The organism is Candidatus Planktophila sp. (genome assembly GCF_040402315.1).
In the GTDB taxonomy this organism is placed as follows: Bacteria; Actinomycetota; Actinomycetes; order Nanopelagicales; family Nanopelagicaceae; genus Planktophila.
In genome coordinates, this window is the sequence record NZ_JBBAMU010000002.1 from 1 (window position 1) to 20371 (window position 20371).

Below are 20371 nucleotides of genomic sequence, written 5' to 3' on the forward strand. Positions count from 1 at the left end.
CGCCACTTGTCTTTGCTGGTGAGTGCGATGATCTGAAAGCAAAGATTGCCGAAGCTGCAGCAGGTCGAGCTTTTTGGTTACAAGGTGGAGATTGTGCAGAGACATTTGCATCTGCCACAGCAGATTCCATTCGTAATCGAATTAAGACAATCTTGCAGATGGCGGCTGTATTGCAATATCACTCAAGTTTGCCGGTCATCAAGGTGGGCCGGATGGCGGGGCAGTTTGCTAAGCCACGTTCTAATGATCTTGAAACTCGCGGTGATGTCACACTTCCTGCCTACCGAGGCGATGCGGTCAACGATATTGAGTTCACTGAAAGTTCTCGCACACCAGATCCACAACGTTTGGTGCGCGTCTATAACACCTCTGCGGCAACCCTGAACTTGGTTCGAGCATTTACGCGTGGTGGATTTGCAGATCTTCGTCAGGTGCACGAATGGAATAAGGGATTTATCCGCGATTCAAAGTTCGGTGAGAAGTACGAACAGATGGCAACCGAAATTGGCCGAGCACTTGCCTTCATGGCATCTGCCGGTGTTGATCCGGAGCAATTTAAGGCCGTTGATTTCTATGCCAGCCATGAAGCCCTCATCATCGAATACGAGAAGGCGTTGACGCGTATTGATTCACGAACAGAGCTTGCCTACGATGTTTCCGGGCACTTCATCTGGATCGGTGAGCGCACAAGACAACTAGACGGTGCACATGTGGACTTCGCATCTAAGGTGCGTAACCCGATCGGAGTGAAGTTAGGGCCGAAATCAACTGTGGCAGATGCGCTAGCGCTGATCGCCAAACTCAACCCCGATGATGAACCAGGGCGCATTACCTTTATTACGCGTATGGGCGCCAAGACAATTCGCGAAGTACTTCCCAAACTTGTCGAAGGCGTTACTAAAAGCGGTGCACAAGTGCTCTGGGTCTGTGATCCCATGCATGGCAATACCTTTGAATCAAAGAATGGCTATAAGACCCGTAACTTTGAAGATGTACTAGATGAAGTGCGTGGCTTCTTCGAGGTGCATAAGAAACTAGGGACACACCCAGGTGGAATCCATATCGAACTCACCGGTGATGATGTCACCGAGTGTCTTGGCGGGGGCAATGAGGTCTCGGAAAAGGATCTCGAGTCCCGCTATGAGACAGCGTGCGACCCACGCCTGAATCATTCGCAGTCACTTGAACTCTCATTTTTGGTTGCCGAAATGTTGCGCGACCGCTAACTTTGCCAGCGTGACGTTGCTTCTCTCCACCTTCCACACCCCGATCGGAACTCTCAATCTCATCGCAGATGAGCATGTTCTACTCGCTGCTAATTTATCTAGCGTGAAGGCGCTCAAAGAAAGTTTGAGTCAAGAAGACTCGGTGCGAGAAATCACTAGTGTGAAGAAGATTCCAGTCATCACTGATTTGCTCACCGATTACTTTGCTGGTGATATCGCTGCCTTAAGTTCAATACATGTGCGTCAATCGGGTGGTCATTTTTCACAAGAGGCATGGAAGGCGATGAAGAAGATTCGCCCTGGCAAAGTCATTTCCTATGCCGAGCTTGCTGTGAGGGCCGGAAGTTCGGCAGCGATTCGGGCGGCGGGAAGTGCGTGTGCCAAGAATGCAATTGTGCTGGTGGTGCCGTGTCACCGAATAGTAAAGACCGGGGGAGCACTCGGTGATTACGCGTATGGGTTAGAGAAGAAAGAGTGGCTACTTCGCCACGAGGGCGCGTTGTAATATCGCAATTGCTTCATCGCATTGCCCATCACTGACATCCATATGAGTAACAAGACGTGCGTAATGTTTACCAAGTGCGCTAATCCATAGCCCAGCTTCGCGGCAGCGGGTATTTAACTCGGCCGCTGTCATGCCAATACCAACAAGGTCTAGTCCCACAATGTTTGTGTGCACATTATCTGGATGCACAAGCGATGGATTCAGTGCATACATTGCGCGGGCAATCTTCTTTGCCTTAACATGATCTTCGCCAAGCCGAGTGATGTTCTGATCCAGTGCGTAATGGCCGGCAGCTGCGATGATTCCTACTTGTCGCATTCCAGCGCCATAGCGCTTGCGCCAGATGCGCGCCTCTGCCACGCGTGCTTTAGTCGAAAGCATAAGTGAACCAATGGGCGCACCCAGCCCCTTTGAAAGACAAACGCTAATAGTGTCAAAGTGCTTTCCGTATTCGATCAGTGAAACTCCTGATGCGACGTGGGCATTCCAGATGCGGGCACCATCTAGGTGCATAGAAATTCCACGAGCACGCGCGGCTCGAGCCAGAACTGCAATCTCATCAATGGGTTGAATCGTTCCGCCACCAAAGTTGTGCGTGTTCTCAACTGCGATAGCAGTTGTTGATACTAAATATGGACCAGCATTTTCATGAGCAATTGCAAGTGGGTCCTCGGCGCGCAACACACCATGGGTGGACTGCCAGGTGCGAGTAGTGATTCCGCTAAATGTTGCCGCGGCTCCGAGTTCGGCGCGCACGATGTGAGAACTAGTTTCGGTTAGTAACTCTTCGCCAGGTTTAACCAAAGTGCGAATTGCTAATTGATTTGCAAGTGAACCAGTAGGGCTAAATAGACCGGCCTCGTGGCCAAAGAGTGCGGCAACGCGCTCTTCTAGTGAATTAACGGTGGGATCATCGCCGTAAACATCATCACCGACAGCAGCGCCAGCCATCGCAGCTCGCATCCCAGTACTCGGCGCAGTGACGGTATCTGAACGTAAATCAATTGCCATCTTTAAGCCTCCTTAAGCACAATCATAAACATAGCAATCAGTACGAGCAGACCACCAAAGAAGGTGCGAAGCGAGAGGGATTCTCCGCCGAAAACCACGGCAAATAGGGCGGCAAAGACAACTTCCATGGTCAAAATAACGGCGACTTTGGTAGCTGACATATGTGCCTGCGACCAAGTCTGCACAACAAAGGCGACGGCTGTGCAAATGATGGCGGTGAAGAGAACGACATACCAACCGTTGCTATCTGGAGGTGCTTCATAGCCTTGAATAAGTGAGATGACACCTGTTGCTAGCGCACACGTTGCAAGTTGCACGATGGTCATGGCATAGACATCAAGTCCATTGCTCCATTTACTTAAGGCGATGATGTGAGCGGCAAAGGCGATGGCACATAAGAAGACTAAGAACTCGCCATAGCCAAGGTTCCACCCTTTAAGTGAGAGAAGAGCTAGACCAACGGTGGCTAGCAGAACGCATCCCCAGGTGAAGGCAGTGATTCGCACACGTAGAACGAGTGCGGCAATCACTGGTGTGGCGACAACATAGAGCCCGGTAATAAATCCGGTAACGGCGGCGCCGGTAAGTGCCAGACCTAGCGTCTGCAAAATGTATCCAGCTGCTAGAAAAAGACCTGCGATAAATCCTTTCCGTAGTATTTCCCGGTTAATTACTTGAATGACAGTGGGTTTAAGTAAGAACATGGCAATCACGGCGACCAGAAAACGGGTGAAGAGAAAGCTGTTCACGCTCTGTCGCTCGATCGCATCTTTCATGACCACAAAGGCAAGGCCCCATGATGCAGAAACTAGGAGCAGCGCCCAAGGCGCAAGGCGCATCTTTAGCGCATGCGAAGAACTCATCCCCGCAACTTCTTTAGCAGTGCAATTTCAGCACCGTGCTCGGGCTCCATTCCTGGAGTTTCAAGAATCAGGGGAGCGTTGGCAACAGCTGGGTGATGTAAGAGTTCTTTAAATGGGTCAACGCCGATAAATCCTTCACCAATATTTTGGTGGCGATCTTTAAGCGCCCCACACACATCCATTGAATCATTGGCGTGAATCAGTTGAATACGTTCAATGCCAGCAACTTCAACTAAGAGATCCAACGTATCTTTCATCCCACCCTTTTTTGCAATGTCATGGCCTGCGGCAAAGACGTGGCAAGTGTCAAGACAAATGCCGACCTTTGGATGATATTCAAGGGCCTTTAAATAGTATTCAAGATCTTCGATGCGCTTTACTAGCGATTGCCCCTGCCCGGCGGTGGGTTCTAGCAGCAGGTATGGTGCATCATCTGAGAGCGCCTCAAGAATTGGCATCATGCCTTTGTTGATCTGCTTCCACGCTTTATCAATAAAGTCTTCATTAACTGCCGAGCCGGTATGAACCACCACACCTAACGCACCAATCTCCTTACCGCGCTTGAGCGAGTACTCAGTTGATGCCAATGAATTCTTATAGGTACCTTCGGTGGGAGAACCTAGATTGATCAGAAATGGTGCATGCACATACGTTTCTAGATCAAGTGCCGCAGCTTTTTCCCGGAAGATGGCATCTGCTTCGTGGTTTGTTTCCGGCATCGCCCAGCCGCGGGGATTAGATGTGAAGACTTGAATAGCTTCAGCACCGGTCAGCTCTGCATAGGCGATAGATCGCTTAGCCATTCCGCCAGATGTGGGGGTGTGGGCGCCGATACGAGGTTTCTTCACCGACTCACCCTACTGTGATGGTTACAGTACTGCCACGTTTAACCTTCGTGCCTACCTTCGGTGAAACAGAAGTGACTTTCTTTATCGCTTTTTTGCCAATCTTCTTCACGACAACTTTGAGTTCAAGATCTTTCAGGCTTTGAATCGCTAGCGATTCCTCGATGGAGAAGACATTAGGAATGTAGGCAAATTGTGAACCTTTAGAAACTACGAGCTCAATCTCGGAACCTTTATTAACGTTCTTTCCACCCTCGGGCTTTTGGGAGATAACTTCACCGGCAAGTCGCAACTCACTAAAGCCGTAGATCGAGCTCACCATGAAACCAGCTTCGGTAAGTTCATTGAGCGCTTGATCTGCACTCTTGCCCACATATGATGCAATTGCAATTTGCTCAATTCCTTTAGAGATACGGATAGTAATTGCGGTGCCACGTTTTACTTTCTCGCCAGAATTTGGCACCGAGCCAATGACATAACCCTTGGGAACAGTTGGGTTAAATTCTTCAATATTTGGTTGTAGCGACAGTGGTAGTTTTTTCACTAAATTCGCGGCAGCTTTTGGAGTCAGGCCAGCTAATTGCGGAATCGCATAACGCTCTGGTCCTTTAGAGATAACGAGGTCAACGATTCCGCCTTGATCAATGCGTCCGCCACCTTCGGGAGAAGATTCAATAACTCGATCTATGCCAATCTCTTCACTAAATCGTTTTTCAGCAACGACAAAGGTGAGCCCGAGTGGATCAAGTGCCGCGCGCACCTCATCTTGGGTTGCACCCACGGTGGAGGGAACAACAACGCGGGAACCTGGCCCAATCAGGGCATACCAACCGAATATTCCAAGTGCGACCGCCAAACCGAGTGCGACAAATCTATTTCGCTTTACTCGCTTACTTATCTTTTTCCGCTTTTCCACTTGGGCCGTTGTTTCCTGGGCTTTTGGAACTGGAATCGCAGCGGTAATTTCGCGCACTCGCTTGCGCAGTGATTTAGGTTCCTTCTTCGGGCGCATTGGTGCAATGGGAATATCTAACTCAAGACTCATTTGATTCTTCTTGGGGTTCAATGCGCTCAGCTCTTCAAAAAAAGCTCCGGCATCGCGCGGACGCTCATCAGGGTTAGCACTAGTTGCCCGGTAGATCAGTTCATCCAGTGCCTTGGGAACGTTATCCAAGACTGAACTTATCTTCGGCACCCGGCTATTGACATGCATATATGCCACTTGAATAGGAGCATCACCTTCAAAAGGTTTATTTCCGGTGAACATTTCAAAAGCTGTGATGCCAATGGAATACACATCACTTCGCGCATCTGCAATTCCGCGTTGTACTTGCTCGGGGGATAGGTAGGAAACGCTGCCGAGAATCACACTTGATTCAGCTGTCATCGTTCCGCCTAGCAGTGGCCCTTTTGCTAGACCAAAATCTGCAATCTTGATGCGACCTTCTTTGGAGATCAAAATATTTTCAGGCTTGATATCACGGTGGACAATGCCAATTTTGTGAGCAGCAGCAAGTGCGCTCAAGACAGGAGAGAGGCATTTAATGCCATCATCGATTGATAACTTTCCACGTTCATTGAGGTATTCCCGAAGGGTGTGGCCTTCGATGAGCTCCATGACAAGAAATACTGCCGGCGTTCCATTTTGGTTCCAGCCCTGGTCTTGCACGGCGACAATATTGGGATGGGCAAGGGATGCGGCAGCTTTTGCTTCGCGAATAAAACGCTCCACAAATTGTTCATCTTGAGCAAGGTGTGGGTGCATGATCTTGACTGCGACCTTGCGATCAAGTCTGGTATCTACCGCCTCATAGATGCTTGCCATTCCACCGCTGGCCATCTGGCGGATGAGTTGATAACGCCCATCGATTAGCTCGCCGGTGAGGTCAGACATAAGACAAATTCTAGGTAGTGAGTATGAAATCCGCGGCGTTCTGCGTACCTTCGACGCGAAAGTGTTGCTCCTGCAGTGTGAGCCACTTCTCCATCGGAACTCTTATTGATTCACCATCGCGTGCAATAACCCGCGCAAATCCTTGCGAATCGTTGATATCTATCCAGATTAAGGCAGCGAGTGAAGAGCGGATAGAACTCTGACCACTTCCTACGCCTTCTAGAATCAATAAATCCGAGTGCGGCACTACTTCTGTTTCATCAAAATTTTCAGTACTCCAGTTATAGCAAGAGTAGGAAATATTCTCTGATTTCTTATGTAATCCGACAATGTGCGATAGGACTGATGCGAAATCTTCACCGAGTGCGCCGTCCCAGCCATTGTAGAGATTATCCATATGAATCACAGTGGTGGAAAGTGAGGTGGCAAAGGCGAGTGCCAGGTTTTGTGCAAGTGTGGTTTTGCCACCACCTGCCGGTCCATCGATTGCAATGACGGGTTGTGTTACACCTTTACAGAGATCTAGTAGCGCGGCGGTGAGCTCCATACCAACTGCTCCATCCCAGTGCTGCCATGATTGTAAAGAGTACATAGAGCAACGTTGTAAAGAGTAACCCTTGTGAGGCATAGAGGGCGACGTATCCAGCATCAACTACCAGCCATAGCGGCCAGGTCTCGTACTTTTGATAGACCATCAGCATCTGCGCCGCAAAACTTCCAAAGAAGAGAATGGCATCGACGTAAGTAGAGGCTGCTCCCAAAGATTTAAGTACTGGGCCAAGTGCCAGAGTGGAAATCAAAATTGCAGCCAAGGTATAGATGCGATAAGAGTTCTTTACTGGTCCTGGTTTAGCACCGGTTGGTTCCCAGCCAAACCAACCAATGATGGCGGCTGCAATAAAGATCAGTTGTAGGGCGGCACTTGCATAGAGTTCATACTGCAAAAAGAAGATGCCATATAAAACACTGCTTGCCGCCCACCATGGCCAAGTTATTCGCTTTCGAGTAATACCTAGTGCGACGCCGATAAATGAGACTAGGGAAGCGATGAATTCGAGATAAGAGACGTCATATCCCCATGCGGTAAATAGAGTTGAAAACAAGATACACCTGCCATTTCTAGATCCGCATTACCGGACCAGTCAGACGGTCGACTTCAATGAAGTCCTCTCAGCCACCTTGGCTCCCGTGCGTTCAAAGTCTAACCGATACGAGCCACAATTGCCTGGAGAAAAGCAAGGCCAGCTACTTTGGCGCGGCGAGCGGTCGATGTCTTGGCCCGCTTATTAAATATGTCATAGCCAATGGCTTCGACTTCATCGACGATGCCGCAATAGAGCTCACTCGCCGCACGAATACATGGGCGAGACTCCTTGTCCAAGTAGGAGATTCCCATCTGTGACTCTGCTTGCAATTGGCGCACCCGCGCAATTTGAAACTTAAGTGCTGCAACAATCTCGGGTGTTAACTTTCTGCGTTCTAACATCGCTCTATCAACACCGAATTGGGCAAGTTCTTGCAAGGGTAGATATACCCGACCTCGATCAAGATCTTCACCCACATCGCGGATGAAGTTGGCGAGCTGAAAAGCGATACCTAACTTCTTAGCCGCTTCGAATGCTCGCTCATCGGAATAGCCAAGGATGGGCACCATCTCAAGGCCGATTACGGCAGCAGAGCCATAGACATATTCAAGTAGGTCTTCATATGTTTGGTAGTGCGTAACGGTTAAGTCCATCTCCATCGAGTGCAAGAAATCTACGAAGTGCTGATGGGGAATAGCAAACTTCTTGGCCGTATCTACCAGAGCTCTGCCAATGTGATCGGTTGAGCATCCTGCCGCTAAATCATTTAATACACCGGTACTCCAAGTTCCAAGTGCATCGGCCTTCTCTTGGGGCGTGAGCGTAGATGCTAAATCATCGACGATTTCATCGGCGTAACGGGCAAAGCCATAGAGGGCGTGCACGTATGGGCGCTTGTTCTTCGGAAGCAATAACGTTGCTAAGTAATACGTCTTGCCATGCAGCGAGTTAAGGCGCTTGCATTCAAGGTAAGACGCTTGGAGCAACGCATCCATTTACTTGACCGGACCCACAATGCGTTCGGCGGCAAGACGACCTGAGATGAGAACCATCGGAACTCCAACACCTGGTTGGGTTCCACTGCCGGCAAAGACTACGTTTTCAAAACCGGCGGCAATATTGCGAGGTCTAAATGGACCGGTTTGGAAGAAGGTATGCGCGCTAGCAAATGGTGCACCCTGCTCCATGCCTTGTCTCTGCCAATCAAGTGGCGTTGTCATCACTTCAGTCTCAATGGCATCACCAAAACCTGTGTATCCACGCTCTTCTAAAGTCTTAATCATGGAATCGCGATATGGCCCAGACTGTTTGTTCCAATCGATATCTGCAGTCAAGTTAGGAGTTGGAAAGAGAACGTAATACGACTGCTTGCCAGCTGGTGCCAGGCTCGGGTCGTCATGAGATGGAACTGTGACAAGCACAGATGGATCAGACATCAACTGCTTCTTCTTAATCAATTCATCGAAGACGCCATCCCAAGATTTACCGAAGTGAATATTGTGGTGGGCAATATGGTCATATTTCTTGGAAGAGCCTACAAGCAGGGTCGCACATGATGGTGAGTACTTAAGGCGCTTGATATTCAGCGGTGTTTTGCCCAATAGTTCGCGCCACACAACCGGCAAATCTGGGTTCATTACAACCACATCACACTCAATGCGTTCACCGGTATTGGTAAGTACCGCCTTCACGCGACCGTTCTGCTTATCAAGTGAGGTCACTGTGGTGTTATATTTAAATTCAACGCCATGCTTAGTTGCAGCAGCGGCCATAGCTCTAGGAACTGCGTGCATTCCACCCTTAGGAAAGAAGACGCCGTTGACTGAGTCCATATAGGCAATTACGGCATAAATTGCTAGAGCCTGTTGTGGACTTACGCCGGCATACATCGCCTGGAATGAGTAGACCTTTTGCAGGCGCGGATCTTTCAGAAATTGATTTACTTTTGGTTGCAGACGTTTGAACCCACCCAGTGCGATAAGTCGCGCCAGGTTAGGTGTGAGTAAGTTAAGTGGGGAGTCGATATTTCTATCAATAAAGTCATTCATTTCATACTTATATAACTTGGTGACAAAATCAACGTAACGACGATAGCCAAGTGCTTCTTCGGCCGAGACCTTGGTGCGAATCTCCTCTTCCATCTGCGCGGTGTTGGCATGGACATCAATTTGTGAACCATCGGCATAGAAGGCGCGGTATAACGGAGAAAGTGGCATTAGCTCAAGCCAATCCTTCATATCTTCACCGACACATGAGAATGCATCTTGAATCAGGGATGGCATTGTTAACACAGATGGCCCGGTATCAAATGAGTATCCATCTTTTTTAAGCAGACCATTTCGTCCACCAGGCACAGATTCACGTTCAACGACGGTGACTTTTCGCCCGGCGCCAGCAAGTCGCATCGCTGCGCTGAGGCCAGCTAAACCGGCTCCGACAACAACAACATGATCGGTAGGGCCTTTTACACGTGCAACCATTAGTGACTCCTGCGGATAGCGCTATCGGCAAGTGCCGATAGAAACGGTTGGGCATCTGCGGCAATGGCAGATGATTGAGCTGCAATCTTTGATTCTGTCGCCAAGCCGTCGATGAGCTTTTCAACCTCTGCTACGGCGCCAGTTTCAGTGATGATGGTACGCAACTCCTCGATTCGCTGCACGGTGAGAGTTGGGTTGCCCAGGTCACGTTGCAATTCTCGCCGCGCTGGTGCACTGGCTTTTTCCAGAGTCATAGCCATCAATACCGTGCGCTTTCCTTCACGTAAATCATCACCGGCCGGTTTTCCCGTCACATCAGGATTTCCAAAGATTCCAAGTAGATCATCACGTAATTGGAAGGCTTCTCCGAGTGGTAGCCCGTATGCCGAAAGCACATTGAGAAGTTGGCCATGTTCACTCTGGGCAGGACTTGCAATCACTGCGCCCAGGTGAAGTGGACGCTCGATGGTGTATTTGCCAGATTTATACCGAGCAATACGCAAGGAGCGTTCCACGCTAAATTCTTTCTCACCGGCTTCTCGCACATCGAGATACTGACCGGCCATTAATTCAATGCGCATCTCATCGTGAATCAGCAGCGCTGCCAGCAAGCTCTCGTGCGATAAACCTGCGTTATGCAACATGTGATCAGACCAGACCAGCGCTAGGTCACCGAGTAATACTGCAGCTGCTGCGCCAAATTGTTCTGGAACACCCGCCATGGACCCTTGTCTGTGTAGTGATTCAAAGTGGCGATGTATGGCAGGTTTTCCGCGGCGGGTATCTGATCCATCCATGAGGTCATCATGAATAAGAGCGCATGCTTGCAAGAGTTCTAGGCTGGCCATCGCACGAATATCTGTGCGAGTGGGCTTAGCGCCGGCGGCCATGAAGCCGGCGTAAGCAAAGAGCGGACGAAGTCGCTTGCCACCTTCGAGTAGATAATCTTCGAGTGCATCACAGACCGGAATTAACTCAGATGCGATGCTGGTCAGATAGTCGCGCTGTTCTGCCAGGTAGTGGGTGAGCTCTTCCTTCACGGCGCTGCGCACGCTTTCGATGCTTGAAGTGAGCTCATTATCCACGGCGCAACGATACTCTGAGGCGGTGGATAAAAGCAGCGTGCGAAGTGGAGTTACGTACTCCTTTGAATTCTTCCCGCCTAAGGATGTCGAAGGTGAAGCGCGCCTCTGGTCGGCGATGTCACAACTGGAATCAATATCCCCTGACTTTATCTCGGTGACCTATGGCGCAGGTGGAAGTACGCGAGATCGCACTATTCGCATTACTTCAGAAATCACTGCGCGCACACATATTCCCACCGTTGCACACTTAACCTGTGTGGGTTCAACTCGTGATGAGTTACTTGAGATTCTTGGAAAGTATCGCGATGCCAGAATCACAAGTATTTTGGCTCTGCGCGGAGATCCGGCCGGCGGACCGCGAGCACCATGGGTGCCAACGCAAGGTGGACTCAATCACGCGGATGAATTAGTCACCATGGCGGCAGAGTTCGGTGGATTCAAAATCGGAGTTGCAGCTTTTCCTGATGGCCATCCGAGTTCTCTTGGAGATATTGATAAAGATATTGAAGTCTTACTTGAAAAGCAGCGACGTGGTGCAACATTTGCCACCACGCAATTCTTCTTTGAGGTAGATAAATGGAAAGCGCTGGTCGATAAGTTAGCGGCTAAGGGTTCCAGCCTTCCCATCATCGCTGGCATCTTGCCGGTGACAAATGTGAAACAACTTAACCGGATGGCAGAGTTGGGTGGAACACCGATTCCGGCATCCATTGCAGAGCGCTTTGCAGCGGTAGAAAATAGCCCAGAAGATGTCAGTAAGTTAGGGGTGGAGATAGCCACAAATCTCTGTCATCAATTACTAGAAAGTGGAGCTCCTGGACTTCACTTCTACACAATGAATTCATCAACTGCCACCCGTGAGATTTATGCACAGATTAAAGATGAACGATGAGTGCACTGACTGAGAAGGAATTCAAAGAGCGCTGGAGCGCACTTCACGGGGGAGCTGCTATTAAGGGCGCAGTTGCGGGGTGGCTGAGTTTTTCCTATCAAGCTGCGCGTGTGTGCACGGCGCTGAAGTTCACACCAAATTTCTTAACTCTTCTTGGACTTGCAACTGCAGTTGCGATGGCATTTTCATCTAGTGCCGGCATCGCACTAGTTCTTCTTATAGTTTCCCTCTTCTTCGATGGCATCGATGGAAGTGTTGCCATTGTGCAGGAGCGCGAAAGTAAGTGGGGCGCAGTTCTTGATTCCATTGCTGATCGCATCTCGGAAGCGTGCTGGCTCTACTTTGGGTGGACTGTGGGAATTCCGGCCTGGGCGGGGATTCTGATGTGGACGATTGCATCAACCCAGGAATATGCCCGGGCGCGACTTGCCTCCCTTGGCCACTCTGAAGTTGGAGTTGTGACAGCAACAGAGCGTCCGGTGCGAGCAATCTTCCTGGCACTTGTTCTAATTATTTTCATTCTAGATATTCCAGGAGTTACTTATATTTCATATGCGTTCATTCTTCTACTTCTGGTCAGCTTCGTGCAGGTAATGAGAGTTGCCAAGAACACCTTGTCTTAATCGAGAATTGCGTTAGCAACTATTTCGGCGCTTAATCCCACAAGTGGCAAGCCGCCACCAGGGTGGGCAGAGCCACCAACTAGATAGAGACCCTTAATGGGAGAGCGATTTTTCGCACGCGAGAATGCCGAGCGCGCTCCGTTACTTGAACTTCCATAGATAGAACCACCTGGTGCATGCACGCTCTCTTGTAAATCAAGTGGGGTGCGAATTTCAAGAACTTCTAGCCGCTCACGCACCGAAATTCCGGCAGCCTCTATCTGATTGATGATTGAGTGGGCATAGCGTTGGTTAAATTCAGCATCACTCCAATCGAAACCACCTTCATACGGGTCATGTCGTGGTGCATTAACTAAGACAAACCACGCTTCGTGTCCGGCATCTTTAACCATTAGCGGATCTCGTGGGGCGCAGATATAGATAGTAGGTTTTTCAACGGGAGTCTTGCTGGTGAAGATTGATTCAAATTCGAGATCGTAATTTTCGGGGAAGAGAATTGTGTGGTGGGCAAGTGGTTCAGCTGTACTCGGCTTGAGCCCCAAGAGCAGTGAAAAGCCAGCAAGGGAAGGCTCTGATTTAGCTAGCTGCTTACGAATCTTTACCACTTTATTTGTCGGTGCCATCAGGTTGTTATAAACAAATTGGGCATCAGCATTTGCGACAACGCGATCAAATTCTTCATGATGGCCCTGGACCACGACACCTGTGACAGCACCTGACTTGGTTGTGATTTCATCTACGTAGGTATTGAGGCGAATAGTGACTCCAAGTTTTTCACAGCGTTCTGTGATTTTTTCAGAGAGCGTGCCAACGCCACCTTTCACATGCCAAGCACCAAATGCCTCTTCCACGAAGGCGATGGTGGAAAGTACAGCAGGGGCTACTCGTGGATCTGAGCCGCTATATGTTGCATAGCGATCCATAATCTTGGCCAAGTAAGGATTGCGAATTCCGATTCCACGCAGTGATTTCCAGGGGGCAATCGTCTTGAGATCACGAATCAGTTGTGGTCGCTTAAGTAATGAGAGTGGAGATTTCAACTCTGATTCCACAAATGGTCCACGCGAGACATCCCACATCGCCTCTGCTCGCAGCATTACTTCATCCCATTCGCGGGCCGCTTCTTCTCCCAGTGACTCCGAAATAGATGCCAGAGTTTTCTTTCGCGAAAGATTAGAAAATTTGACGCTCTTGCCATCGTGAAAGCGATAGTCAAATGAAGGATTTACCTCTTCAATTTCAAGAACGCGACCCATGACATCTCCGGTGCGTTGAAAGAAATCACGATAGACAGCTGGCAGTGTTAAAAGTGAAGGTCCGGTATCAAATGCATAGCGGCCGATCCATTCGGTCCTACATTTTCCACCAGTGCGGTTCGAGCTTTCAAAGATTGTCACGAGATGACCTGCTTTTGCTAGGCGAGCTGCGGTGCAAAGTCCACCAATACCTGCGCCCACAACTGCAATGCGCTCTGGTTTCGCCACTTTACCTACTCGTCCGGTCATACGGTGCGACCTTTCCACTGAATACTTCCGCGCTTGGCCCAAGAGTAAGCGATGAGATAGAGAAGAAGGGCCGCAGATAGTGGATGCAAGAGTGCGTAGAGCGGATTGGAACGAGCGCGAATAGCGCTCAGTGCTCTCGTCAATGCAATACAGAAGAATGCGATCCAGCCAATGAAATAGCCATCGAGTATGAGTAGTAGCGGTGCGAGACCGGTCGCTGCAATAAACAGTGAGGCAACAATGGCGCCGAGTGCGCCCCCGAATGCTTTGTGGAGAGATTTACCGTAGCCCTGGCAAATCTCAGCAAAACTTGTATACATGCGCGTGTGTGAAATCCCGGAACCTTCGGTCACAACGCCTGAAAACCCGGCGGTAATCAGTGACCTAGCTAGTTCTACATCATCAAGAATCTTGGCTGCGACAGGTGTAAAACCATCAATTGCAGTCAAAGCTTTGGCGCGGATAAGAAAAAATTGACCATTAGCCACGGCGGTACTTCGATGTGGGACTTTTTCGGCAAGGCGCAGAATGACAGTGCTCATCCAGGACCAATGAAGTAGTGGCTGAATCAGTTTTTCACTGAAAGTACCTGCGATTTGGCGCGGGTATGGTGAAATAAAAGTTAGCGATAGATCTTCGAGTTGATTGACTGCGCTCGAAATAGCATCGGGTTCTAATCGCACATCGGCATCGAGGCAGATAATGATCTCGCCTGCACTTCGCTCGAACCCAGTCTGTAGAGCAGAAACTTTTCCGAGCCATCCATCGCGTGGCTCATCGGCTTCAATCACAGAAAACCTGGAATCTGCACCAATTGCTGCCTTGAGCTCCTCAGCTGTGTTATCAGTTGATTGATCATTAATGATGACTACTTGCAGCTGCTTCACATCTTTTTGTGCCATCAGCCCCGCAACACATGGGCCGACATTGGCCTGCTCATTGCGTACAGGCAGCAGCACGGTTACTGGCGTGGAAACCGCCGCCTTATTGCGAGGAATTCGAATGGTGAAGAAGTTAAAGAGTGCGATGAGCAAGATGAGATAACACAGGACAAAGAGTGCAAAGCGCATCAGAGGCTAATCTTTATTGCCGAGCCAGCTGGAGAAGAAGTACGGTGTAAGAATCACTCCCATCACAAATCCAGCGAAGACGGCCAAGCCTGGGCGATCAAAGAACAAGAGATTGCCGATGAAACCTGAGAAGAGCGTCCAGATTAATAGCGCATCGACAGCAACAAGTGAAGCGCTCTCTTTGCGTCGCTCGCGCGGAAGAATCAGATGCAAAATTCCAGTTATGACTAACCCGGAAAGTAACCAACCGAATGCATTGGAAAGTGGGATATCGGGTGTGAAGGGCACGTGCGCACCAGGTACTTCCCACGTCCAACGACCGGCGGCAACCATCTGCGGATCAAGAAATAGATCCCAAGCCATGAGAAGTGCGCCGCCGTAGATAAATACCCAGTTGGTTGTGACTCGACGCGCTGCGGTGAGTGCTGGATGCACCATCATCAACCAGGCAAAGGGAACAACGAGTGGAACACCGAAGAGTGCAACACCGAGCGATGAGTCATATTCGTAAGTACCAAAGGGCCAACCAGTATGTAAGCCAAGGGATTCTATTCCTAGGCCAAAGAGAAATACTGCTGGCACATATCGCGAAGAATATTTGAATCCATAAGAGAGATGACCATGCAAAATCATGGCAAAGGCCCCGGCATAGACAGTTGCGATTGTGACAATACGTAGCGCTTCACCGCCGATCAGTGGATATGAAATCTGCAGAGCAATAGTGAGTGCAACGAGTGCGTAAAGGAAGTTGCGAGTTTTCGGGGAGACTCCGCCACGGCGTCTGCGACGTGGGTTGTAATGGCGGATCGACATAGGTTAAGTCTGCCTTACTTATGGGTAATCGTAGAAATCTCACCTCGAAGTTCTAGGACTTCAAAGCGGGCGAAGAGTTCTTCGCTATACCAATCAATATCTTTAGTCTGCGCTATCGCCTTTTGATGCGCGGCGCCCTTATATGCAAAATCTCGCAGGGCAGATGCGGATTCCCATAGTGAGAAAGTCCCTTGTAATCCGATAGGTGCTTCGCCAATTCCTATGGCAGCAATAAAGCCGGGGGATTGATGCAAATCAGTAACAACAGGAGGTACCGATTTCCAAAAGATGAAGTTCTTACTCCACTTAATTCGTGCACGTGTAATCGCAGCAATCTTTGCATCAGCATTTAGTTGCGGCGCTGTGAAATCAAATGGGTTCTTCTTCGCCCACAGCCCGTGCGATGAAAGGGGAGTAAGCACGGCGCGAAATTCAGAAGTCGAACGGCTGCGCCAAGCTTTGATAATCGAAGATTGATCAAAGGTAGCAACCTGGTCTTTTCCAATAACAACCACCATGCCCCAGCGATAAAGATTTGCATCATTGGGTGTAAATGTCTCACCGCTGCCGGTGCCCAGCATCTTGGCGAATGAAATCCCGGTGAACATCCGCGCGCGCAGCGCGTGGACTGCCATGCTGATAAAGGCGAAGGGGATACTCTTGGCTCTTAACGTAAAGAAGTACGCGACCGCCACCTTCTCATCGCTACTCATAGGCAAAGGATACCCAGCATCCGTGTTGAGCAGAAAGTTAACCAGTGAATTTCTAGGCACGGCCACCCTCATTGCCACGGTTGTGGGTTCTGGAGCGATGGCCACAGCGCTCAGTAACGATGTTGGAATCCAGTTGCTGATTAACACCATCGCAACTGTCTTTGTCCTCTACATCCTAATCACCTTACTTGGCCCCATCAGTGGCGCCCACTTCAACCCAGTTGTTACTGGAGTTGATTTTTTTACCAAGAAAATCAAGGGCAAAGAGTTTTCGCTATACATCATTGCGCAACTGGCAGGTGCTGCCGTTGGAGCAATAGTTGCCAATCTGATGTTTGAATACTCTGCAATCTATATTTCAGAAAAAGAGCGCACCGGTGCCCATCTACTGCTCGGTGAAGTCGTTGCTACAGCGGGTCTGATATTAATTATTCACTTAGCGCTCAAGCAGAAGGAAGATAAGAAAATTGCCCGGCTGGTTGCCGCCTGGATCGGAGCTGCCTACTTCTTCACCTCCTCAACCTCCTTTGCCAATCCAGCAGCAGTCTTTGGCCGCATGTTCTCAGATACCTTCTCTGGAATAGCACCTAAGTCAGCGCCGCTATTTGTACTAGCTGAAATTATCGGCGGCCTGCTCGGATACCTTGGATTTAAAGCACTCACATCTAAATCAAAGTCAGGAAAATAAATGAGTAAGCCAAGTGTTCTCTTTGTCTGCGTTCACAATGCAGGTCGCTCCCAGATGGCAGCCGGTTTTATGCGCGAGCTCGGCCAAGGTCGCGTGGAAGTACTCTCTGCCGGCTCTGCGCCAAAAGATTCCATCAACCCAGTTGCAGTTGCTGCAATGGCTGAAATCGGAATTGATATTGCCAATAACACCCCCAAGATTCTTACACCAGAAGCTGTTCAGGCATCAGATGCCGTGGTGACAATGGGCTGCGGAGATGCATGTCCGTACTACCCAGGTAAGCGATATGAAGATTGGGTTTTAGATGATCCGGCAGGTCAAGGAATTGAGTCTGTGCGGGTGATTCGTGATGACATTAAGGGCCGAGTCGAGAAGTTACTTGCGGAGTTACTCGCTTAATTTTCTACAACATTTTAGTTCTGCTCGATTAAGTCCCATTTGTTTCCGTATTTGTCTTTGAATACAACAACTTGGCCGTATGCCTCTTGGCGGGGGGATTCTATAAATTCAATTCCTCTCGACTTGTAGAGTTCATAAGTTTGCGAAAATTTTGTTGTATACATGAAGAATCCAACGCGACCGCCAGTCGAGTTTCCAATGGCAGCTTTTTGGGTCTCGTTTGCAGCTTTTGCAAGGAGAATTCTTGCCCCTTGATTACTCGGTGCTACAACTACCCAACGCTTTTCAGGAGTGAGCGTTGTATCTTCAAAAAGAGTGAAGCCTAAATCCTCAACATAATGCTTAATGGCGGCATCGTAATCATCAATTACAATCGCAATCATCCCAAGACTATTCATTCCTAATCACCAACAACCATTGGCTGCGCGCCAGTAGAGGTAATGAGTTCGGCATATGTTGTTGGATATACAGCGTGCGGATGGCCAGATGCCGCCCACACCACGTCGTAATCGTTTAGCGCTTGATCAATCAGAATCTTCTCAGGTTGGCTAATCCAACCAAGTGGTGCAACGCCCCCGACTGAATAACCGGAAACCTCTTTTACGTAATTGGCATCTGCGCGGCCTAGTTCTGTAATTCCTAAATTCTTAGCAACTAACTCGGTATCAACGCGATGACGACCGCTAGTAATAATCAAGAGCGGATTACCCGATGGAAGTCTAAAGATCAGGGATGATGCAATCTGACCAACTTCAATTCCCAAACTATTTGCGGCATCGACTGCGGTGCGGGCAGTTTCAGCTAGTACTTTCACTTGGCCGTTAACACCTAGTGAATGAGCAGCTTCTTGAAATCTTTTAACCGCAGCTTTCTCCAAAATTCCATCCATAGGTAAACTTTATTAGATAGCGCCACGAAATGTCTTCGGGTGCCCTGACTATAAGGTGCGCGAGATCAATTAGATCCAAGTTTGAATGACAGTAAAGGTGGCCAGGGCAAAGAGCAGGTAGGCAAAAGATGCGCGCAGGACTTTAGGATCTGTGCGATGGGCCTGTGATGATGCAATTTGGGCGACCACAATTGCTGCAGCTCCAATAAAGATTGGGATATGCCACTGCACATCGTTCCACTGATCTGGGCGGCCTAAGAAGGCGGTGAGTGAGTTGATGCAGATAATAAAAAGTGCGGTTCCGGCAGCGACTACTTGCGGTGTTCCAAAGAAGAGCACCAGCACTGGTAGCGCTATGAATCCGCCGCCTATTCCGAAGAGTCCGGTAATGGAGCCAATAACTAGTGACATCACTATGAGCACAGGTATGGGCATGCGCTTTTGTTCTTCCAGCTTTGGCGGACGCAACATAGAAGCACCGGCAACTACAAGCACAACAGCTAATCCAGAAGTAATAAATGCATCAGGTAATTTATCTGCAATCGAGGAGAAGCCGAGGTTGGTAATGAGCCCGAATGCCCAGATTACTAAGGCATCGCGGTAGAGCACCTGCTTCTTGCGTGCTTTCGGAATGACACCGGATGCAGCTGCTAGAAAGACCACTGCGATAGCGGCTGTGGTTGCTTCGTTTGGGTCAAAACCAAAGCCATAGATGAGGATCGGCACAGAGAGCATCGCTCCACCTGCGCCAACAAAGCCAAGAACTGCGCCAATAAATGATCCGGCAATCAGGGCTCCGAGGATTTCCATAGCCGCATCTTTCCATGAGAATGCGAAAGCCCCCACGATTTCTCGCAGGGGCTTTCGTGAATTACTGGCTAATTAGAAGTTGAAGAATGCAAGATTTCCGATGCTTGGTCCGAATTCTGTCAGTGTTCCCCATGCGATGAGAGCGAAGAGGATAAGTGAAGCTCCGGCAAGTGCGATGTCCTTGTTAAAGGCGATCATTTCGTTCTGCTTAGTTGTTGGGTCAGTCTCTTTCCAGAAGTTGTGGAAGATCACTGCGGCCAGGATGAGCGTGATTGCGAGCAAGAGCGCGCCAAGGTCTACCCAGAATCCGGCTGCGATATAGATACCGCCGAGCAGGAAGAAGAGACCTGAGATAAGGACTCCAAGCTTTGCAGCCGGTAGCTTCTTGTACTGGGCATAACCTGTCATCGCTTCAAGCTTTGCAAAGTGAGCGATACCTGATGTCACAAAAATAAGTGCGAAGAGGATTCGCCCGATTACTAGAACTGCGTCCAATTGATTCTCCTAAAGGTTGGGGTGGGTCTTACTTCTAAGAGTAGTTGAAATTTCAACTATATTTCGCCACGCCACGCATGATCGGGCTGCCTAGTTGAGCGTGAATCGAGGAGGAGTTGCCCTTGTCAGAGCTCTGGACTACTTTTCGAACATCTGTTCGAATATCCACAGGCACCAGGGGAAGTAGTAAAAGATGGCAGCAGAAGTAGTAAGGCCGCACGAGGTCCTATCCGATGGTGGACTCACACCTATCGAATTCACCTTTAAAGGTAAGCGTTTTCGTATCCATGCAGTTTTATCTAGATGGTGCGAAGCAGGCGGATGGTGGAATCGCATTAGCGATGGAAAGTTTCGCCCTGATGATCAAGCACGCGCACTCTGGACGGTAGAGGCGGCGCCCATTGGCGCACTGACAACCTTCCAACTCGAACGTGATGAGACAACGGGTCAATGGATTATTAGAGCTATCTAACCGTGAGA

The 20371-nt window shown here is 49.4% G+C and carries 24 protein-coding genes; 7 read left to right on the forward strand and 17 right to left on the reverse strand.

Annotated elements, in window-relative coordinates; all coding sequences use genetic code 11:
- Positions 1-1226: class II 3-deoxy-7-phosphoheptulonate synthase (locus tag AC9UEP_RS00700; RefSeq protein ID WP_509543085.1), on the forward strand; the 1226-nt coding region annotated here is incomplete at its 5' end.
- 10 nt (positions 1227-1236) lie between these two features.
- Positions 1237-1731 carry a methylated-DNA--[protein]-cysteine S-methyltransferase gene (locus tag AC9UEP_RS00705; protein WP_509543087.1) on the forward strand — a complete coding sequence of 165 codons (495 nt, stop codon included), beginning with the start codon at positions 1237-1239 and terminating at the stop codon, positions 1729-1731.
- Here the strand turns inward: AC9UEP_RS00705 and AC9UEP_RS00710 are convergent.
- The 9 genes from AC9UEP_RS00710 to AC9UEP_RS00750 form a co-directional block, all read right to left on the reverse strand.
- Positions 1705-2742 (reverse strand): threonine aldolase family protein, encoded by a 1038-nt coding sequence (locus AC9UEP_RS00710; RefSeq protein ID WP_509543089.1) that lies wholly within the window; start codon positions 2740-2742, stop codon positions 1705-1707. The two genes, AC9UEP_RS00705 and AC9UEP_RS00710, sit on opposite strands and share 27 nt — an antisense overlap.
- A gap of 2 nt (positions 2743-2744) precedes the next feature.
- Entirely contained in the window at positions 2745-3605 is an 861-nt protein-coding gene (locus tag AC9UEP_RS00715; RefSeq protein WP_509543091.1) for a DMT family transporter, read from the reverse strand.
- Positions 3602-4453 (reverse strand): deoxyribonuclease IV, encoded by an 852-nt coding sequence (locus AC9UEP_RS00720; RefSeq protein WP_509543093.1) that lies wholly within the window; start codon positions 4451-4453, stop codon positions 3602-3604. Before AC9UEP_RS00720 ends, AC9UEP_RS00715 begins: the two co-directional genes overlap by 4 nt.
- A gap of 4 nt (positions 4454-4457) precedes the next feature.
- Positions 4458-6344, reverse strand: a complete 1887-nt coding sequence (pknB, locus tag AC9UEP_RS00725; RefSeq protein ID WP_509543095.1) for a Stk1 family PASTA domain-containing Ser/Thr kinase — start codon at positions 6342-6344, stop codon at positions 4458-4460.
- A 10-nt stretch (positions 6345-6354) separates the two neighbouring features.
- Entirely contained in the window at positions 6355-6891 is a 537-nt protein-coding gene (locus AC9UEP_RS00730) for a uridine kinase family protein (RefSeq protein ID WP_509543097.1), read from the reverse strand.
- Positions 6857-7447: a nicotinamide riboside transporter PnuC gene (gene pnuC / locus AC9UEP_RS00735; RefSeq protein WP_509543099.1), complete on the reverse strand. Its 591-nt coding sequence runs from the start codon at positions 7445-7447 to the stop codon at positions 6857-6859. Before pnuC ends, AC9UEP_RS00730 begins: the two co-directional genes overlap by 35 nt.
- A gap of 98 nt (positions 7448-7545) precedes the next feature.
- Entirely contained in the window at positions 7546-8424 is an 879-nt protein-coding gene (locus AC9UEP_RS00740) for a phytoene/squalene synthase family protein (RefSeq protein ID WP_509543101.1), read from the reverse strand.
- Entirely contained in the window at positions 8425-9909 is a 1485-nt protein-coding gene (crtI, locus tag AC9UEP_RS00745) for a phytoene desaturase family protein (protein WP_509543103.1), read from the reverse strand. It lies immediately after the preceding gene.
- Positions 9909-10994, reverse strand: coding sequence for a polyprenyl synthetase family protein (locus AC9UEP_RS00750; protein WP_509543105.1), 1086 nt, complete (start codon positions 10992-10994; stop codon positions 9909-9911). The genes crtI and AC9UEP_RS00750 overlap by 1 nt, the downstream gene beginning before the upstream one ends.
- Before the next feature lie 22 nt (positions 10995-11016).
- On the opposite strand from AC9UEP_RS00750, the gene metF reads away from it, so the two are divergent.
- Positions 11017-11886 carry a methylenetetrahydrofolate reductase [NAD(P)H] gene (metF, locus tag AC9UEP_RS00755; RefSeq protein ID WP_509543106.1) on the forward strand — a complete coding sequence of 290 codons (870 nt, stop codon included), beginning with the start codon at positions 11017-11019 and terminating at the stop codon, positions 11884-11886.
- Complete coding sequence (locus AC9UEP_RS00760; RefSeq protein WP_509543108.1) at positions 11883-12509, forward strand: CDP-alcohol phosphatidyltransferase family protein; 627 nt, start codon at positions 11883-11885, stop codon at positions 12507-12509. Before metF ends, AC9UEP_RS00760 begins: the two co-directional genes overlap by 4 nt.
- Here AC9UEP_RS00760 and AC9UEP_RS00765 read toward each other — a convergent pair.
- From AC9UEP_RS00765 to AC9UEP_RS00780, 4 genes are read right to left on the reverse strand one after another with little or no spacing between them, the layout of a single operon-like run.
- The gene (locus tag AC9UEP_RS00765; RefSeq protein WP_509543110.1) at positions 12506-13993 is read right to left on the reverse strand and encodes a phytoene desaturase family protein; all 1488 of its coding nucleotides are present in this window, start codon (positions 13991-13993) and stop codon (positions 12506-12508) included. The two genes, AC9UEP_RS00760 and AC9UEP_RS00765, sit on opposite strands and share 4 nt — an antisense overlap.
- Positions 13994-14010: 17 nt before the next feature.
- Entirely contained in the window at positions 14011-15084 is a 1074-nt protein-coding gene (locus AC9UEP_RS00770) for a glycosyltransferase family 2 protein (protein WP_509543112.1), read from the reverse strand.
- A 6-nt stretch (positions 15085-15090) separates the two neighbouring features.
- Positions 15091-15897, reverse strand: a complete 807-nt coding sequence (locus tag AC9UEP_RS00775) for a carotenoid biosynthesis protein (protein WP_509543114.1) — start codon at positions 15895-15897, stop codon at positions 15091-15093.
- A 14-nt stretch (positions 15898-15911) separates the two neighbouring features.
- Positions 15912-16532 carry a spheroidene monooxygenase gene (locus AC9UEP_RS00780; RefSeq protein ID WP_509543116.1) on the reverse strand — a complete coding sequence of 207 codons (621 nt, stop codon included), beginning with the start codon at positions 16530-16532 and terminating at the stop codon, positions 15912-15914.
- A gap of 25 nt (positions 16533-16557) precedes the next feature.
- Between AC9UEP_RS00780 and AC9UEP_RS00785 the strand changes: the two genes are divergently transcribed.
- Together AC9UEP_RS00785 and AC9UEP_RS00790 are read left to right on the forward strand one after the other, a co-directional pair.
- Positions 16558-17298 (forward strand): aquaporin, encoded by a 741-nt coding sequence (locus AC9UEP_RS00785; RefSeq protein WP_509543118.1) that lies wholly within the window; start codon positions 16558-16560, stop codon positions 17296-17298.
- Positions 17299-17697: an arsenate reductase ArsC gene (locus AC9UEP_RS00790; RefSeq protein WP_422688855.1), complete on the forward strand. Its 399-nt coding sequence runs from the start codon at positions 17299-17301 to the stop codon at positions 17695-17697.
- A 14-nt stretch (positions 17698-17711) separates the two neighbouring features.
- Here AC9UEP_RS00790 and AC9UEP_RS00795 read toward each other — a convergent pair whose 3' ends face one another.
- The 4 genes from AC9UEP_RS00795 to AC9UEP_RS00810 form a co-directional block, all read right to left on the reverse strand.
- A complete protein-coding gene (locus AC9UEP_RS00795; protein ID WP_509543120.1) occupies positions 17712-18095 on the reverse strand; it encodes a VOC family protein in 384 nt (127 codons plus the stop codon).
- 2 nt (positions 18096-18097) lie between these two features.
- On the reverse strand, positions 18098-18586 hold the full coding sequence (locus tag AC9UEP_RS00800) for a YbaK/EbsC family protein (RefSeq protein WP_509543122.1): 489 nt from the start codon (positions 18584-18586) through the stop codon (positions 18098-18100).
- A gap of 69 nt (positions 18587-18655) precedes the next feature.
- Entirely contained in the window at positions 18656-19396 is a 741-nt protein-coding gene (locus AC9UEP_RS00805) for a sulfite exporter TauE/SafE family protein (RefSeq protein ID WP_509543124.1), read from the reverse strand.
- 72 nt (positions 19397-19468) lie between these two features.
- Positions 19469-19891 carry a DoxX family protein gene (locus tag AC9UEP_RS00810; protein WP_095674680.1) on the reverse strand — a complete coding sequence of 141 codons (423 nt, stop codon included), beginning with the start codon at positions 19889-19891 and terminating at the stop codon, positions 19469-19471.
- Between the two features lie 193 nt (positions 19892-20084).
- Between AC9UEP_RS00810 and AC9UEP_RS00815 the strand changes: the two genes are divergently transcribed.
- A complete protein-coding gene (locus AC9UEP_RS00815) occupies positions 20085-20363 on the forward strand; it encodes a DUF6504 family protein (protein ID WP_095674681.1) in 279 nt (92 codons plus the stop codon).
- Positions 20364-20371: the final 8 nt, after the last annotated feature.